This is a genomic window from Acinetobacter sp. AOR01_HL (genome assembly GCF_027855455.1).
GTDB lineage: Bacteria > Pseudomonadota > Gammaproteobacteria > Pseudomonadales > Moraxellaceae > Acinetobacter > Acinetobacter baumannii.
The window spans coordinates 127,239-143,328 of record NZ_JAKTIM010000032.1 but is presented as its reverse complement, the minus strand read 5'-3'; the positions used below and the strand labels follow the sequence as shown (position 1 = coordinate 143,328).

Sequence of the window (16,090 nt, the reverse complement as noted above, 5' to 3'; positions counted from 1 at the left end):
GCTTATATTGATCTCGTAACCGAGTGAACTTCACATAAAATTCATTGCGCATTTTCTAAATTAGAACCAAAAGAAATGCTTTAGATCAGGAAGAATCAATGTCTAAATTTTTTCTGCGCTGGATCGATAGCTGGTCAGATTCAGAAAATGCGCAAGTGGGTGCTTCTAGCGAATATGTCATTGAAAAGAAAATTCAATGGTTAAGAATTATTCCTTTTATTTTATTACATATCGCTTGCTTAGCTGCATTTTGGGTGGGCGTATCTTGGTTTGCTGTGATCTTCATGCTGGGATTTTATTTTCTTCGCATGTTTGCAATTACTGCTTTTTTCCACCGCTATCTTTCGCATAAAACTTTTCAGACATCACGTATTGTTCAATTCATTTTTATACTGATCGGAACCATGAGTGCGCAGCGCGGACCTTTATGGTGGGCAGCACATCACCGTTATCACCATCACTTTACCGACACCGATCAGGACCCGCATTCAGCAAAAGCAGGCTTTTGGTATTCGCATGTAGGCTGGTTTTTAAATGAGCAAAATTTTGCTACTCGAAAAAAAGTCATTAAAGACTGGTTGAAATATCCAGAGCTGATTTGGCTAGACCGATTTAGTTTGCCTATTGTGATTTTGACGGCCTTAGCAATTTATGGTTTAGGTTCGTGGCTTGCACAACATTTCCCTGAGTTGGGTACCAATGGCTCACAACTTTTAGTGTGGGGATTTGTGATTTCCACTGTTCTATTAACACATGCAACCTTGTGTATTAATTCACTGGCTCATCGTTATGGCTCACGTGAGTTTAACACCCCAGATGATAGCCGTAATAATTTTCTACTTTCTTTAATTACCTTGGGTGAAGGATGGCACAACAACCATCACTTTTACGCAGGCAGTGTGCGACAAGGTTTTTATTGGTGGCAGATTGATATCACTTTTTATGTGCTCAAACTGATGTCTATATTTGGTTTGGTGTGGGGGCTAAAGCCAGTACCAGACAAGGTTTATCAATACAAAAAGATTAAAAATTTATCGATAGAAAAAATTGAAAACGGTGAAGTGTTATGAAAATTGCCATTATTGGTTCAGGTATATCTGGACTTTACGCGGCTTGGAGATTGTCAGAACAACATCAAGTCACTGTGTATGAAAAAAATAACTATTTTGGCGGTCATACTGACACTCACGAGCTAGAGATAGAAGGCACTAAAGTCGCGGTAGATAGTGGTTTTATTGTGTTTAATGACTATAACTATCCGTTATTTACCGACATGCTTAAAAAATTAGGCGTAGAAACTCAAAGCAGCGATATGAGTTTTTCGGTGAATAATCTGGTGAGTGGACTTCAATATAATCCTTCAAAAAAATGGTCGCTATTTGCCCGTCCGCAGAACTTTTTAAACCGAAAATTTCTGCAAATGCTCTCAGATTTGCTGCGTTTTTATGATGATAATAAAGATATAGAGGTGGCGGATATCGATCCTAATTTATCGATTGAAGAGTATTTGGACCTTCACAAATATAGTCATGAGTTTCGTTATGAGCATCTTTATCCGATGTGCGGTGCCTTATGGTCGGCACCCGTTGAGCAGGTAGGCCAAATTCCATATCGATTTGTGGTGAGCTTTTTTCAGCATCACCGCATGTTGCAGTTAAAAGAGCGGCCGCAATGGCAAACGGTTAAACACGGTTCAGCAAGCTATATTCGTGCTATTCAAAAGAATTGCCAATCCATTGAGTGGAAATTTGCAGAAGTAAAAGCTGTGAGTCGTTCACTAGAAACAGTTTTAATCGAAACCGTTGAAGGGCAGGCGCAATATGATTGGGTAATTTTTGCAAGCCATGCTGACGATAGCCTAAGTTTAATTAAAGATGCGTCAGAACTTGAACGACAAATATTAAGCCAATTTGGTTATCAAGATAATCGAATGGTCGTCCATCGTGATCTTTCAATTATGCCTAAAAGCCGTTTGCAGTGGGCAAGCTGGCATGTACATGTAACACCAACTTCTCAAGTTCAAAACGATGAGTCCGACATACATTATGGTTTTACCTACTGGATGAACAATTTGCAGAATTTACCTTGCGCTACTCAGGTTTTTTGCACTTTAAATCCGAATATGAAAATCAAAGCCGAAGACATTTTGGTTGAGCGGCAATACCGACATCCCGTATTTGATGCAAAAGCGATTCAAGCTCAATCTCGTTGGCACGAAATTAATGGGCAAAATCGTACTTCATTTTGTGGAGCATATTGGGGCTGGGGCTTTCATGAAGATGGTGCCCGTAGTGCAGCACGTGTTGTTGAGCAACTCTTAGTGTTATAAGAATAAATAAGGAGCTTTCAAATGTTATTAAATAAACTTGCTATCGCTCCTGCGCTTATTCGTCATCGGCGTTATAGCCCTAAACCACATGAGTTTAGATCGACCTTAAATTATTTATGGTTCGATCCAGATCAATTAGTTGATATCACAAAAGATTGTTCACTCTGGTCGACGGATCATTGGAATGTATTAAAGCTATCTAAAAATGATTTTTTAAACATGTATCACGGTTCTATAAGGGATAGAGTAGAGAAAGCGATACTGCAAAATAATCACTTACATCTTCGGCCAGACTGGCAAATTCGAGTCTTGGCTTTGCCTCGTTGTTTAGGTTTTCGGTTTAATTCGGTCGTATTTTATTTTGTTTTAAATAAAGCCGGAAAACCGTTATTTATTCTTAGTGAAATTACCAACACCCCGTGGAATGAACGAAAAGTCTATACACATGACTGTATAAAACAACAAAGTCAGGTGGGTGATTATCAGAGTTTTGATTTTAACTTTGAAAAATCATTTCATGTTTCGCCGTTCATGCCCATGCAGTTGACTTACCGTTGGCGATTTAGTTTTTCAGATCAGCAGAATGTCATTCACATGCAGCTTTTTGAAGAGCAAAAACAAGTCTTTGATGCCACTATGCGCTTTGAGCTTGTGCCCATCACATTTCCTTCACAGCAATATCGATATGCTCTTATGAACAGCTTAGCACCTTTTAAAATGTTGTTTTCAATATATTTAGAGGCATTTAAGTTGTGGCGAAAAAAAGTTCCATTTTATCGTCATCCTAAAAAGATCAAGGTAGATAAGACATGATAAAAACATTTCTATATGGTGAAGATGACTCACTACCGTTATTGCTCAAGAGTCTTCTCAAACTACGTCATGGACAGATCACTTTTCAGGGCGCATGGAATGGGACGGTCGGTGAAGTTTCAGACTTACATGCTGTGATTGAAGTTCACAATCCTTTATTGATGGATCTGATTTTAAAAAATGGTGTTTTGGGAGCAGCAGAAGGCTACATCCGTGGTGACTGGAGCAGCGAGCACCTTGTCGAGTTGATTCAGATCTTGGCACGTAATCGAGCTGTATTGGACCAAATCAACCAGAATGTTATTGCTCAAGCGAGCCAGTTTTTTCTTAAAGCGTGGTATCAAAATCGAAAGAACTCTATAAGTGGTAGCCGTAAAAATATTGCCGAGCACTACGACTTAAGCAACGACTTTTTTAAATTATTTTTAGATCCATCTTTAATGTATTCGAGCGCTGTTTTTGAAAATGAAAACATGACTCTCGAAGAAGCATCTGATTTAAAAAAAGAGATCATTTGTAAAAAGTTAGATTTAAAACCACTAGATCATTTGGTTGAAATTGGAAGTGGGTGGGGTGGTTTTGCAATTTATGCAGCTCAACATTATGGCTGTAGAGTAACCACCATTACCATTTCACAAGCTCAATATGATGAAGCCGTTACTCGTGTAAATGAAGCTGGCTTGGCACATCGAATTGATGTGCAACTTAAAGACTACCGTTTGCTCGAAGGTAAGTTCGATAAGCTGGTTTCAATTGAAATGGTTGAGGCGGTTGGTGCGCAATATTTATCGACATACTTTGATCAATGTAAAGCACTCTTAAAACCGAAAGGTTTGGCATTTATTCAAGCCATTACCATTGAAGATTTCCGATATAAAAAAGCACTAAATACAGTTGATTATATTAAGCGCTATATTTTTCCTGGTAGCTTTATCCCTAGCATAAGTGTATTGACTCAAACCGCCTCTGAGAGTGGTTTAAGGTTGAAGCATTTAAATGATATTGGTTTAAGTTATGCACAAACACTTCATCACTGGCGAGCGCGTTTTTTAGCAGCGCGGGAACAAGTATTGGCTCTAGGTTTCGATGAAAACTTCATTCGGATGTGGGATTTCTATTTATGTTATTGCGAAGGCGGTTTTAAAGAAGGCGTGATAAGCAATGTTCACTTGTTGTTTGAAAGTACCAGTTACTAGCTCAAACAGCTCAAGTAAGGAGACTGCTCATGTTTTGGAATTTACTGATTCTAGATTTAATGATCATGTTGCTGAGCTGGCTACTTGCCACTCTAAATGGCCGAGCTGGAATAGTAGATGCTGCATGGAGTTTCTGTCTGGCAGTAAACATTATTGTGTCTTCTTTACTCATTTCAGTTGCCCCAGTTGAAGTGCGTCTTTTTATCGGTATTTTTAGCGGCTTATGGTTTTTAAGATTATTTTGGCACCTTTTAAGACGTTATCAATCTGAACAAAAAGAAGATGGCCGTTACGCGAGCATGCGTAAAGCGATGGGTAAGTTTCAGCATATTGGCTTTTTATTCTTTTTTATCTTTCAAACACTTTTAGTGCTTTTGTTCTTTTTGCCGATGTGGATGCTCCTCAATGTAGAGGCAACTGAATGGAGTAGAGGATATAAAGTTGCTTTAGTAATTGCAGCTGTCATCATGGCAATTGCTTTCATTGGAGAGCAGCTCGCTGATCAGCAGTTATACCGATTTAAATTAAATCCAGATCATCATGGCAAAACGATGGATCAGGGTTTATGGCGTTATTCACGTCACCCCAATTATTTTTTTGAATGGTTACATTGGTTTGCCTACCCAATTATTGGTTTAGCAGCAGGCCAATATGTATTGTGGATTTATCCGTTACTGATGTGGCTATTTTTATATTACGTCACGGGTATTCCATTTAGTGAAAAACAAGCAATTAAAAGTCGCGGTCAAAATTATCTTGATTATCAACAAAAAACGTCAATGTTTATTCCGCGAAAACCCAAAAAATAGGTGCGCATATGGATTTTATTGTTCATCAGTCTTTGAAAATTGTTGAAAGTGGTGTGATTCCAGATCATGCAATTCGAGCTGCAATTCGTGCTTTAAGTAAAAAGCGCTTAATCCAAGAAGGCCGTTATGACCCTGAACAAGGGGCGCAGCGCTACATGGATGTGCTTAATATGCTGAAGAAGAGCGAAATCGCGGTTGAAACGGATAAGGCAAATGAGCAGCACTATGAATTGCCGACCGAGTTTTTTCAGGCGGTGCTTGGAAAAAGACTCAAATATAGTGCGTGCTATTTCCCGACTAAAACGACAACTTTAGATCAGGCAGAAGAGTTGGCTCTTCAGATTTATTGTGAAAGAGCACAACTTAAAAACGGTCAACAGATTTTAGAGTTAGGCTGTGGCTGGGGTTCTTTAACTTTGTGGATGGCAGAAAACTATCCACGCTCACAGATTACTGCTGTTTCAAATTCTGCAACGCAGAAAAAGCATATTCTTCGGCAAGCAGAATTGAGAGGTTTAACCAATGTTGAAGTGCTTACCTGTGATGTGAATGTACTCGACTTGGACCAAGACAAGTTTGATCGTGTTGTATCGGTCGAAATGTTTGAACATGTTCGTAATTACCAACTTCTTTTTGAAAAAATTCAGGGCTGGTTAAAGGCAGACGGCTTACTTTGGTGTCATATTTTTTGCCATCGCTTTTTACATTATCCTTTTGAAGTGAAATCAGATTATGATTGGATGTCCAAGTATTTCTTTACTGGTGGTTTAATGCCTTCGACTTCGACTTTTTTGCATTTTCAAGAGCATTTAGAGTTGACCCAACAGTGGCAATGGTCGGGTGAGCACTATATGAGAACGGCAAATGCTTGGCTTGAGAATATGGATAACCAAGAAGTCGAACTGAAACCACTGTTTAAAAAAATCTATGGAAAAGATGCCAATATTTGGTGGCAACGCTGGCGTATTTTCTTCATGGCTTGTGCTGAGCTATTCGGTTTTGAGCAAGGACAAGAATGGGTCATTGGTCACTTTTTATTTAAAAAGCGATCATAGTAATTTCTATAGCCTATCCCGACGATAAAGATATGATTAGAACTCGACATGATGGCAAAACGAGTCATCCATTAGCCCAAATGTTCAATCGATATTACTGGTTGCAAATTGGTCTGATTGCATTATCGATCGTGGTCGGGTTGGCTTGTAGTGCTTGGGTGATTAAGGGTTCTTTACTTAAAACCGCTTTAGAACAGGAAATGGAGCATTACTGGTTACGTATAGAACGTAACCCAAATGCTGATTTACCAGATACTAAAAATTTATATGGATATCGGTGGAATACACAGGTCGCGCCTCAACCTTTTCGGGGCATGCATTTAGAAAGTGGCGTGCACCGAGTATTCGTTGATGGTAAAGAACGAATGACGGTCTATGGTGAGCGTAATGGTCAACATGTTCTATTGGTATTTGGCGAAAGCAATGTTAATAAGCTGATCTGGTTATTTGGTCTTGCTCCACTCATGTTCAGCTTATCTGTTCTATATAGTTTTTTGTGGTGGTCAAACCGAAGAGCAAGACGCTATTTTTCCCCAATTACGCGTTTAGCAAATGCTTTAGAAAATATTGATTGGGCACATCAAGACACTCAGGCATCTCCTTTTAGAGATATTAATACCAATGGCAATATGGAAGCCGAATATCTCAAACAAGCTTTAGAAAAATATCATCAGGTTTTAAGTGATTTTATTCGACGTGAAAGAGAATTTACTGGAGATGTGAGCCATGAGTTACGCACTCCACTCACCATTTTGAAAGGTAATGTACAACTGTGTCAGGCGAAATTCGGAGACGATAAATCTTTAGTCCGTCTTCATAACACAATTGAAGATATGCAGTTGCTCGTCGATACCTTACTGGCGATTGCTCGGAATACGGTAAAAAGCTTGCCATCTGAGAAAAATTTATTATCCAAAACGGTAAAAGATCTTGTTGAAAGTTTAGAAGCGGTGAGCGCGGGTAAAGGGATACAGATTAATATTCAACCTGATGTTTCTGAACAGCCGCGTTGGTTATATCCTTCTATGACTCAAATGGTTTTAGGTAATATTTTACGTAATGCGCTGAACTATTCTCAAAGCTCACAAATCGACATTATTCAACAAAAAAACAGCCTGATTATTGCTGATAATGGAATTGGAATTTCTTTACCTAACGATGTGAAAGTGCAAGAGCTCAGCGATTCGCAACTTTCCTTAAAGGCTAAAGGTCATGGCATTGGTTTGCAATTGGTACAAAAGCTTTGCAAACAACTAGGATGGAGAGTGGAGCTGTTTGATCGACAATATTATTTAACCACTCATCCTGAACTCGATTTGGAGCCAACCACAGGCTTAATTGTTGTGGTCTATTTAAGTTAAGTCGCGGAATCTTCCAAAGCAATTTTTAAACCAACACCTGCCACTGTATGTAATAGCTTTGGGTCAAAAGGTTTATCAACCATTTTTCTTAAGTTATAGATATGACTGCGTAACGCATCACTTTCAGGCTCTTCGTCGCCCCATAATTCCATCATCAGTTCTTGCTTGGTCACCACTTTTGGAGACTGGCGCATCAAAATTTTTAATAGTTTGAATTGAATAGGGGGTAACTCGATATTATTTCCAGCACGAACCACGGTTTGAGTTGCGCTATCAAGAATTAAGTCGTGAATTTGAATTTTATGGTGAGTGACTTCGCCAGCTGCTCTTTTTATTAATGCACGAATCCGCATCACTAGTTCATTAAAATCAAAAGGTTTTACCAAATAATCATCTGTTCCAGCGGTAAAACCTTTAAGTTTGTCATCTAAAGTATCTCTTGCTGTGAGCATAAGAACAGGAATATCAACGCCTTGTTCGGTGCGTAGCCAGTTGCATAGGTCATAACCCGAGCCATCGGGCAAATTTATATCTAGCAACAAAAGATGATAATGCTGAGATTTGAGAAAAGTCCGTGCAGCCTCTAAATTACGTGCATGATCGACAACATAACCATGCACTTCAAGAAATTCGCAGACCGTTGCTGCAAGTTCAAAATGGTCCTCAACCATGAGGATAAAGTGATTACCCATGAGATTTTATTAAGCCATTAATTTAATAATTGTTGTTTTAATTTAGCATTAAACGGTTCACTACCAAACCAGATTTTAAAATATTGATTTGCATTCGGATTGTTCAAAGAACCGAGTAGCTTCTGGTTTAATTTCAGTTCTAGTTTTTGATTTTCATGTTGATAATAGAGACTATAAAGATCTCCACTCTTAATTGGCCTATATAGTTCATTAATATGATTAAGCGGAGATTTAGCATCAAAGCCGCTAACATTTTTCTTCAAAAAGTGCGTGGCTGCGCGTTTAAATGCCCATTCGGGAATATCGCGGTTATAGCTAAAGTCCATTTTGATGCTTTGGCTTTGCCAATTTTTTTGGCAATCTTCAGCAAAGTAACTGACATTTCCCACCTTTTTACTCGTAACCATTAAAGGTGCTGAACTGCATTTTTTCAATTCAGCCGCATTGGCTTGAGATACGATTAAGATTCCTAGAAATATCAAGATTCGACTTTTTTGAACGGCAATATCCATTTATATACTCCTCCAAATATGGGTAAAGAACGGTAGAGGCCATTCGCTGGATCCCAATAATCTTGCTGGAAAATAATTTTTTGTTGGTCATTAATCTTAATTTGACTAATTCCATAAGAAGCCATCGTTTTTGAACGACCTAGCATTTTAAAGTCATAGGTCATGTACCAATGAATGTAGGCTGTATCTTGGTGATGAGTTGCACTAATGAGTTTTACCGTGACATTATTCACTCGGGCATTCATGCCTTCAAAATGCTTAATCAGATCTTTCTTTTGAGAGAACTGCGAGAGTGTATCGTTGATATAGAGCTGATCAGCGTAAAGATTGCTAGCATTATTAACAAAAGAAGGAGTACCGAGCGTATTAAATGCAGCGACAAAACGATTGCCCACATCTAGCGCCTGTTGGTCATCTAATTCTATACCAGTAATTTTTTGTTCAGCTTTGCCATAGTCACCTGAGTAGCTAGGCACACTTTTACACGCCGTTAAACCTGCCAAGGTAATCAGCCCTAGGGCTGTAGTTATAATTTTCATGTCTATATCCGAGCCAACTTTATAAGATTAAATTAAAGAGCTGGTCGTGAATTTTGCGTGAATTCTTATGTTTTATGATTTGGGTTTAATAGTGGTTTTCTTGAAACCAATAGATCTTCATTCACTTAAAGTTTTTTTAAGGTAATACGTTATTTTTATCGAAGAAATGACAGGTCTTTTTTGAAAAAGATAACATCCATATTCATGTAACTAGATGAATTTGTTTTTTCAAAACCAAGTTTATTTAATAGGTTGTGGGCAGGTAAATTATCTTTTTCTGAAAAAGCGATCACATGCTTAAAGTTTCGACTTTGCATGTCTTCTAGTAACTTAAGTGAAGCTTCAACAATATAACCTTTATTTCGCTCAGTTTTAATAAGTCTAAAACCTAGTTCAGCTTCTGTCTTGCTATCAACCTCACAAGTTTCAAAACCACAATAACCAATAATTTTATGGGTATCTTTTAAAACGATAGCCATCTTGCCAAAATTATGATTTTTATAGTGCTCCAAAATTTCTAAAAAACGATCAGTTGCTGCCTCAGTTGATAAGGCACCATGAGGTGAAAAAGCCATAAAATCTTTGTCTTGAAACATCTCCAACATAATAGGTAAGTTTTCTTCAAGGAATGGCCGTAAAATTAAACGTTCTGTTTCTAACATAGAGTTCTTATTAAATAGTTTAAAAAATTATAGCTTATAAGATGAATAATAATTCAATAAAGAAAGCAATTTTATTCTAGCTGCGCTTTACCCATAAGAGATATAGATAAGTTTTGCATAAATAGAAGGATTCAATAATGAAAACAATCGGCTTATTAGGCGGCATGAGCTGGGAGTCTACAGCACTTTACTATCAACAAATTAATAGAATGGTTCAGAACAAGTTAGGGAAACTACATTCAGCCAAAATCATTCTAAATAGTGTCGATTTTGAAGAAATAGCAGTATTACAATCGAAAGGTTTGTGGCAAGAAGCTGGAGCCTACTTAGCTGAGCAAGCACAAAATTTAGAAAAAGCAGGGGCAGACTGTATTTTAGTCTGTACTAATACCATGCATAAGGTAGCACCTCAAATTGAAGATGCCATTACGGTTCCATTTATACATATTGCTGATGCCACAGCAAAAGAAATTTTAAGTCAAAATATCCGAAAAGTTGCACTGTTGGGAACCGCTTTCACCATGGAGCAAGACTTCTATAAAGCCAGATTACAAGATCATGGAATTGAGGTGATTATTCCAAATGATGCAAATCGGAAAATAGTACATAGCATTATCTATGACGAGCTTTGTTTAGGTGTGATCAACCCCGATTCGCAAAACAAGTATATGACCATTGTTGAAGAGTTGATTGAGCAGGGTGCCGAGGGGATTATTTTGGGGTGTACCGAAATTTGTATGTTGATTGGTGATATCAAATTTTCTGTGCCTCTATTTGATACCACCACCATTCATGCGAAAGAAGCTGTAAATTTTGCATTAGAGCAAAAAACGGCAGCCCGTTCTATTGCTGCTAGTTCGGTATAAATACTCATCAGCTTTTAATTTATTCTGAAATAGGAACGTATCACAGCCCAATTTGTTGAAAGCCAGCAGATAAGTGAACCCGCCGTGACCATGGCTGTACCTTGCCAAAAACTGATTGATAACTCTGTCTGTAAAACCAGCATGGCAAGTAAAGATGAAATGATTGGGGTAAAATAAGAAGCAACCACCAGCATGGTAATGTTGCCATGAATAATGCCAATATTCCATGCTGCATAACCGAGGCCAATTGCAGCAGAAGCAACGATTAAAGATAAAATTGTATTTAAATCGAGTGAAGGCAAACTCACTTGGCCGCTAAAAAGCAATTTTAGCCATAAGGTTATGGCAACACCAAGAAAGAAAATAGAAATAGGGTTTTGTCCTTTACCCATTTTCTTGGTCAACACACAGTAAAAAGCCCAAATAATGGCACCTATAAAGGCCAAAACATAACTTAAAGGATTACTATGAAAATTATCGACAACACGACCTAAACTAAAATCTCCGTTCCCGGTCTGAATAAAAATGATACCGGAAATTGAAATGAGTAATCCTAAAATAATAAACACATTAAATTTTAACTCTCTAAAAATAACAAAAGCTAAAACAGTCAGGCTTGGCCAAAGGTAGTTCACAATACTTACTTCAATCGCTTGTTGCGCCGTCTTTGAATAGGCAAGTGCAAACGAAAAGCAAAGCTCATAAGCAATAAATAAAATTGCCCCTAAAATTAAGTATTTTTAGAAATTAATTTAAAATTTGGCACCCTAAAAATAATGAGCAGGAGTAAAGCACTTAAGGAATAGATCAGCGTAATGCCAACATCTGGACCGATTGCGGTCGTAATATGTTTTACAAAACCCACCATAGAGGCCCACATTAGGATGGCACTTAAACCAATCAAAGTTGCTAAATTTTTTGACATAAGAAATAAATGAACTTAATTGAACACCTGAGCTACAGTGAAAGTTAAAAATAATTAAGGTAAGTCAGGGTAATGGAATTTTTAATTAAAAAATAGGCACAATAAACCAAATTACTTAATAAGTATTATCAGCCAACATAAATACTTTGGGTAATTAAACTAAATGTCAGGTATTAATTTATAGCTAAGCATTAGGGTAAGCTAAACCTCTAGAAAACACCCAGTTATGTATTAAAATTTTAAAAATATAGACTGTAATGCTCAGTACAGTTAAATAAATCAACTATAAGTCTCTCTTCTAAAGCATTACCCTGTGTTTATTGCGAAAAAATAATAAATGGAGATAAAAGATGCTTACACGTTTTTTACTGCCGATTTTGGGCACTACCGTTTTAGTTACAGGCTGTGCTTCTTCCTCTCAATATCCGATTAACGAGAGTTATGGTCCGGAACCAAAGTTGCCTGAACCGAAAACAAGCTTATTTCCAACCGTAAATATAGCACCGGCACAAGGTTGGCCAAGTGGTGTTATGCCGACTCCGGCAGAAGGTTTAAAAGTAAAAGCATTTGCTAAAGGACTTGAGCACCCACGTTGGCTTTATGTGTTACCAAATGGTGATGTGCTGGTGGCTGAAACGGATGCTCCGCCTAAACCTGAAGACAGCAAAGGGATTAAAGGCAAGATTATGACCTTCGTAATGAGACGGGCAGGGTCATCTCATCCAAGTGCAAACCGAATTAGTTTACTCCGTGATACGAATGGCGATGGTATAGCTGACCAAAAAACAGTATTCCTTAAAAACCTAAACTCACCGTTTGGTATGGCACTGGTAGGTAATCATTTATACGTTGCCAATACGGATTCACTCATGCGTTTTCCTTACCAAGAAGGTGAAACCCATATTACTTCAACCGGTACTAAAGTATTGGACTTACCGGGTGGGCCTCTAAACCATCATTGGACCAAAAATGTTATTGCCAATCGTGAAGGTACAAAGCTCTACATTACCGTTGGCTCCAATAGTAATGTGGCCGAAAATGGTCTAGATCAAGAAAAAGGCCGTGCACAAATTATGGAGTTTGATATTGCAAGTGGTCAGTCACGTCCATTTGCAACAGGACTGCGTAATCCAAATGGTATGGCTTGGCAGCCTCAAAGTGGCAAACTTTGGACAGTTGTAAATGAGCGCGATGAAATTGGTAGTGATTTAGTGCCCGACTATATGACATCGGTACAAGATGGCGCTTTTTATGGCTGGCCTTATAGTTACTATGGTCAACATGTAGATGTACGAGTCAAACCACAAAATCCTGACATGGTGGCTCGTGCAATTAAACCAGACTATGCTCTAGGTAACCACACTGCTTCGTTAGGTCTTGCATTTTATACAGCCGAACTCATGCCACAATTTAGAGGCGGAGCATTTATTGGACAGCACGGTTCTTGGAACCGTAAACCACATAGTGGATATAAAGTCATTTTTGTGCCATTTAGAAGTGGTCAGCCCTCTGGTCCACCGCAAGATATTTTGACAGGATTTTTAAGTGAAAAAGGGAAAGCGTATGGGCGTCCTGTCGGGGTAGCAATTGATTTTTCGGGTGCAGTATTAGTCGCAGATGATGTTGGTAATACAATATGGCGTGTTTCACCAGTTGCTGAAACAACTTATGAGAGTCCAACCCAGCAATCCATTCGTAGTTCAGTGACTCAACCTTAAAAAGGTTGGAAAAAATAGGTTTATTTTATGCAAATATTACGGTTATCTGATTACCCTCAATACAAAGAAATGGCTGCACAGTGGTTTTCTGAAAAATGGCAAATCCCTGTGGAAGCCTATCTTGAGAGTATTCAGATTTCCATTGATCAAAAGCATGCTATTCCACAGTGGTATATTGTTTTAAATAAAGATAAGCATTTAATTGCTGGAGCAGGAGTCATTGATAATGACTTCCATGAGCGTAAAGATTTAACACCAAACTTATGTGCTTTATTTGTAGAAGAGAACTATCGAAACCAAAACATTGCAAAACACATTTTAGATTTTGTACGTGAAGACTTGAGTAATCAGGGCATCCAAACACTTTATTTAATAACAGACCATACCGAGTTTTATGAAAAATGTGGTTGGCGGTTTTTAACGTCGGTAAAGGATGAGGAAGGCGAGATGGTACGTATGTATGTAGCAGATACTTTTTAATAGAACTTAAAGAGCATCTATTAAAAAAATAGCCTCTAGTGAGGCTATTTTTATGGCTTATTTATTTTTAAAATTTTTAATAATCATTAGAAGGGCGACCAGTGACAATAAGATAATAAAACCAATATAACTATTTGCCGTACTCATCAGCCCAATTTTACCTACAAAATAGCCAGCTAAAATTGCAGGAATACTAAAAGCCAAATAGCTTTCAACAAAAAAAGCAGCCATAAGACCCGCACGTTCTTCGGGAAGTGCCAATGGCATTACACTACGAATGGCCCCCATAAATGCTGTACCAAAACCAACGCCAGTAATAATAGAACCTAAAAATAGAACTACTGCATTGGTTAGGTTAATGGCGATGAATAAGACAATGGCACCAATAGCAATCGAGAGCGTACCGGTTAATAAAATACGGAAATTTGTCGACTTCCTAAGCGTTAATATACCTACCGCACCGGAAAGGGCGAGCGCCATAAACATAATCCCGTTTAGCCATGCCGATGACGTGTGGAAAATTTTTGCCAGTAAAGATGGCATAAGCGATAGAAAGAAACCACTGACCATCCAAAGTGCAATGTTAATCGGGCTAATACTCAATAAAGCGCTTTTTGTCTGTGGGGGAATAGCCATATTGGGTTTTAATGAAGCAAGTGCACCGGATCTTCTTTGTGTGGTTTCTGGAGTAAGAAAACTTAAAATGAGTTCACAAATAAGAAGAAAGCATAAGAACTCAAAAACAAGCTGTAAGGGGTGGGCAGAGAATTGCAAAATAGAACAAGTCAGAAAAATCCCAACAGCCATACCTATCATTGGTGCAATACTATTAATCAGTGAGCCATGAAGCTTACTAAAATCTAAAATTGCTGCGCCTATAGCTGAAACAGCAAGCCCTGTTGCGACTCCTTGTAAGCCTCGTGCAATGAATAACATCGAAACATCTGAAGCAAATAAGAAAAAGCTCATTGAAATAATTTGCAGAGAAATAGCTGCAATAATGACTGGGCGGCGTCCAATATAGTCAGACAAAGAACCAATAATGAGTAATGAGCCAAGCAGCGTAAAAGCATAGGTGGCAAAAATCAAAGTCAATGTAACCGGTGAAAATTGCCAAAGCTGTTGGTATAGACGGTAGAGTGGTGTCGGCGCACTAGATGCAGCCATGAATGTCATGAGCGTGATGGTATTAAGTGTCAAAGCACTTGCCGCATCTAATTGAAAAACAGCTCTTGACCGTTTTGAACTTGAATTGTTCATATAAGATGAATAACATAAAAGCAAATATTTAGCTTTTATACATTATTTTTCCACTAAAGCAAATCCTTAGCTTTAGTGTATTTTGTATATAGTTATAAATATTTATAAATTTTTTTGATCCCTTTACAGAGTTTATAAATGGCAAAAGTTGTTACTGGATTACGCCCTGGTGGACGCAGCGAAAGAATACAAACTGCGGTACATCAAGCTGTAAAAGAACTACAAAAAGATTTTGAGCAGAGCCAAATTACTATTCCTATGATTGCAGCGCAGGCAGGGGTTACGCCTTCAACCATTTACCGTCGATGGGGTGACATCAATCAATTATTTTCAGATGTAGCTTTAAATGAACTCAAACCTGACATGGAACCCAAAGATTTAGGTTCGTTCCAACAAGATATTACAGCATGGGTTGAGCAATATTTTGAAGAATATGCTTCAGAGGTTGGGCAAGACTTATTGCGAGATGTACTCTATATATCAAACTCGGATTCTAATGCCCGTAAATGTGAGACTTTAATTATCCAGCAACTCGATATTATTCAAAACAGGGCAAAATTACGTAATGAGCTTACTATACCTAATCAGGAAATCATCGAGGCAGTAATTGCACCTATGTTATTTCGAATTTTATTTACCAATCATGATCTTAGTCTTGAGTATGTATATGACCTTTTAAACCGTCTTTTTATAAAAAATAAGTAGATAAAATCTATAAAAAGACTAGTCCGTTGTTTTTATTAAATAAATATATATCAATCTTTCTTATTATTTAAAAAATAAATTCTCATAATTTAAGATTGATATGAGGATGAGTTAATCATTTATTTTTGAAATACTTGTTCTGCTCATTTAAAAATCAAAAATAAACAT

16 protein-coding genes and 1 pseudogene are annotated in these 16,090 nt (G+C 37.8%); 11 read left to right on the top strand and 6 right to left on the bottom strand.

Annotation, left to right across the window (positions count from 1 at the left end):
* Window positions 1–98: 98 nt before the first annotated feature.
* The 7 genes from MKL62_RS09685 to MKL62_RS09655 are packed head-to-tail and all read left to right on the top strand — an operon-like array spanning window position 99 to window position 7,563.
* Entirely contained in the window at window positions 99–1,070 is a 972-nt protein-coding gene (locus tag MKL62_RS09685; protein WP_005128317.1) for an acyl-CoA desaturase, read from the top strand.
* Complete coding sequence (locus MKL62_RS09680; RefSeq protein ID WP_005128320.1) at window positions 1,067–2,329, top strand: NAD(P)/FAD-dependent oxidoreductase; 1,263 nt, start codon at window positions 1,067–1,069, stop codon at window positions 2,327–2,329. The genes MKL62_RS09685 and MKL62_RS09680 overlap by 4 nt, the downstream gene beginning before the upstream one ends.
* A 21-nt stretch (window positions 2,330–2,350) precedes the next feature.
* Window positions 2,351–3,142: a DUF1365 domain-containing protein gene (locus tag MKL62_RS09675; RefSeq protein WP_005128322.1), complete on the top strand. Its 792-nt coding sequence runs from the start codon at window positions 2,351–2,353 to the stop codon at window positions 3,140–3,142.
* Window positions 3,139–4,338, top strand: a complete 1,200-nt coding sequence (locus tag MKL62_RS09670) for an SAM-dependent methyltransferase (protein ID WP_005123685.1) — start codon at window positions 3,139–3,141, stop codon at window positions 4,336–4,338. Before MKL62_RS09675 ends, MKL62_RS09670 begins: the two co-directional genes overlap by 4 nt.
* A 29-nt stretch (window positions 4,339–4,367) precedes the next feature.
* Entirely contained in the window at window positions 4,368–5,147 is a 780-nt protein-coding gene (locus tag MKL62_RS09665) for a DUF1295 domain-containing protein (protein ID WP_005128324.1), read from the top strand.
* A gap of 8 nt (window positions 5,148–5,155) precedes the next feature.
* Complete coding sequence (locus MKL62_RS09660) at window positions 5,156–6,202, top strand: SAM-dependent methyltransferase (RefSeq protein WP_005128325.1); 1,047 nt, start codon at window positions 5,156–5,158, stop codon at window positions 6,200–6,202.
* Between the two features lie 32 nt (window positions 6,203–6,234).
* Complete coding sequence (locus MKL62_RS09655; protein ID WP_005128326.1) at window positions 6,235–7,563, top strand: sensor histidine kinase; 1,329 nt, start codon at window positions 6,235–6,237, stop codon at window positions 7,561–7,563.
* Here the strand turns inward: MKL62_RS09655 and MKL62_RS09650 are convergent.
* The 4 genes from MKL62_RS09650 to MKL62_RS09635 form a co-directional block, all read right to left on the bottom strand.
* The gene (locus MKL62_RS09650) at window positions 7,560–8,255 is read right to left on the bottom strand and encodes a response regulator transcription factor (RefSeq protein WP_000526534.1); all 696 of its coding nucleotides are present in this window, start codon (window positions 8,253–8,255) and stop codon (window positions 7,560–7,562) included. The genes MKL62_RS09655 and MKL62_RS09650 overlap by 4 nt on opposite strands.
* 17 nt (window positions 8,256–8,272) lie before the next feature.
* Window positions 8,273–8,767 (bottom strand): chalcone isomerase family protein, encoded by a 495-nt coding sequence (locus MKL62_RS09645; protein ID WP_000350280.1) that lies wholly within the window; start codon window positions 8,765–8,767, stop codon window positions 8,273–8,275.
* Window positions 8,734–9,306, bottom strand: a complete 573-nt coding sequence (locus MKL62_RS09640) for a nuclear transport factor 2 family protein (RefSeq protein ID WP_000692365.1) — start codon at window positions 9,304–9,306, stop codon at window positions 8,734–8,736. The genes MKL62_RS09645 and MKL62_RS09640 overlap by 34 nt, the downstream gene beginning before the upstream one ends.
* Before the next feature lie 155 nt (window positions 9,307–9,461).
* Window positions 9,462–9,968 carry a GNAT family N-acetyltransferase gene (locus MKL62_RS09635; protein WP_000894329.1) on the bottom strand — a complete coding sequence of 169 codons (507 nt, stop codon included), beginning with the start codon at window positions 9,966–9,968 and terminating at the stop codon, window positions 9,462–9,464.
* 137 nt (window positions 9,969–10,105) lie between these two features.
* On the opposite strand from MKL62_RS09635, the gene MKL62_RS09630 reads away from it, so the two are divergent.
* The gene (locus MKL62_RS09630) at window positions 10,106–10,834 is read left to right on the top strand and encodes an aspartate/glutamate racemase family protein (protein ID WP_000848617.1); all 729 of its coding nucleotides are present in this window, start codon (window positions 10,106–10,108) and stop codon (window positions 10,832–10,834) included.
* 14 nt (window positions 10,835–10,848) lie between these two features.
* Here the strand turns inward: MKL62_RS09630 and yddG are convergent.
* Window positions 10,849–11,759 (bottom strand): annotated as a pseudogene (yddG, locus tag MKL62_RS09625) (aromatic amino acid DMT transporter YddG).
* A 350-nt stretch (window positions 11,760–12,109) separates the two neighbouring features.
* Between yddG and MKL62_RS09620 the strand changes: the two are divergent.
* Together MKL62_RS09620 and MKL62_RS09615 are read left to right on the top strand one after the other, a co-directional pair.
* Window positions 12,110–13,477 (top strand): PQQ-dependent sugar dehydrogenase, encoded by a 1,368-nt coding sequence (locus MKL62_RS09620; protein WP_000957805.1) that lies wholly within the window; start codon window positions 12,110–12,112, stop codon window positions 13,475–13,477.
* Between the two features lie 27 nt (window positions 13,478–13,504).
* Entirely contained in the window at window positions 13,505–13,957 is a 453-nt protein-coding gene (locus MKL62_RS09615; protein ID WP_005128331.1) for a GNAT family N-acetyltransferase, read from the top strand.
* 57 nt (window positions 13,958–14,014) lie between these two features.
* On the opposite strand, the gene MKL62_RS09610 is transcribed toward MKL62_RS09615, so the two are convergent.
* On the bottom strand, window positions 14,015–15,217 hold the full coding sequence (locus MKL62_RS09610) for an MFS transporter (protein ID WP_005128332.1): 1,203 nt from the start codon (window positions 15,215–15,217) through the stop codon (window positions 14,015–14,017).
* A 138-nt stretch (window positions 15,218–15,355) separates the two neighbouring features.
* Here MKL62_RS09610 and MKL62_RS09605 point away from each other — a divergent pair, with 138 nt between their 5' ends.
* Complete coding sequence (locus tag MKL62_RS09605; protein WP_005128333.1) at window positions 15,356–15,922, top strand: TetR/AcrR family transcriptional regulator; 567 nt, start codon at window positions 15,356–15,358, stop codon at window positions 15,920–15,922.
* Window positions 15,923–16,090: the final 168 nt, after the last annotated feature.

What these genes read in the sequence shown, in the direction of transcription:
- MKL62_RS09685 (WP_005128317.1), top strand. Translation starts at nt 99, where the DNA reads ATGTCTAAATTTTTTCTGCGCTGGATCGATAGCTGGTCAGATTCAGAA.
- MKL62_RS09680 (WP_005128320.1), top strand. Translation starts at nt 1,067, where the DNA reads ATGAAAATTGCCATTATTGGTTCAGGTATATCTGGACTTTACGCGGCT.
- MKL62_RS09675 (WP_005128322.1), top strand. Translation starts at nt 2,351, where the DNA reads ATGTTATTAAATAAACTTGCTATCGCTCCTGCGCTTATTCGTCATCGG.
- MKL62_RS09670 (WP_005123685.1), top strand. Translation starts at nt 3,139, where the DNA reads ATGATAAAAACATTTCTATATGGTGAAGATGACTCACTACCGTTATTG.
- MKL62_RS09665 (WP_005128324.1), top strand. Translation starts at nt 4,368, where the DNA reads ATGTTTTGGAATTTACTGATTCTAGATTTAATGATCATGTTGCTGAGC.
- MKL62_RS09660 (WP_005128325.1), top strand. Translation starts at nt 5,156, where the DNA reads ATGGATTTTATTGTTCATCAGTCTTTGAAAATTGTTGAAAGTGGTGTG.
- MKL62_RS09655 (WP_005128326.1), top strand. Translation starts at nt 6,235, where the DNA reads ATGATTAGAACTCGACATGATGGCAAAACGAGTCATCCATTAGCCCAA.
- MKL62_RS09650 (WP_000526534.1), bottom strand. Translation starts at nt 8,255, where the DNA reads ATGGGTAATCACTTTATCCTCATGGTTGAGGACCATTTTGAACTTGCA.
- MKL62_RS09645 (WP_000350280.1), bottom strand. Translation starts at nt 8,767, where the DNA reads ATGGATATTGCCGTTCAAAAAAGTCGAATCTTGATATTTCTAGGAATC.
- MKL62_RS09640 (WP_000692365.1), bottom strand. Translation starts at nt 9,306, where the DNA reads ATGAAAATTATAACTACAGCCCTAGGGCTGATTACCTTGGCAGGTTTA.
- MKL62_RS09635 (WP_000894329.1), bottom strand. Translation starts at nt 9,968, where the DNA reads ATGTTAGAAACAGAACGTTTAATTTTACGGCCATTCCTTGAAGAAAAC.
- MKL62_RS09630 (WP_000848617.1), top strand. Translation starts at nt 10,106, where the DNA reads ATGAAAACAATCGGCTTATTAGGCGGCATGAGCTGGGAGTCTACAGCA.
- MKL62_RS09620 (WP_000957805.1), top strand. Translation starts at nt 12,110, where the DNA reads ATGCTTACACGTTTTTTACTGCCGATTTTGGGCACTACCGTTTTAGTT.
- MKL62_RS09615 (WP_005128331.1), top strand. Translation starts at nt 13,505, where the DNA reads ATGCAAATATTACGGTTATCTGATTACCCTCAATACAAAGAAATGGCT.
- MKL62_RS09610 (WP_005128332.1), bottom strand. Translation starts at nt 15,217, where the DNA reads ATGAACAATTCAAGTTCAAAACGGTCAAGAGCTGTTTTTCAATTAGAT.
- MKL62_RS09605 (WP_005128333.1), top strand. Translation starts at nt 15,356, where the DNA reads ATGGCAAAAGTTGTTACTGGATTACGCCCTGGTGGACGCAGCGAAAGA.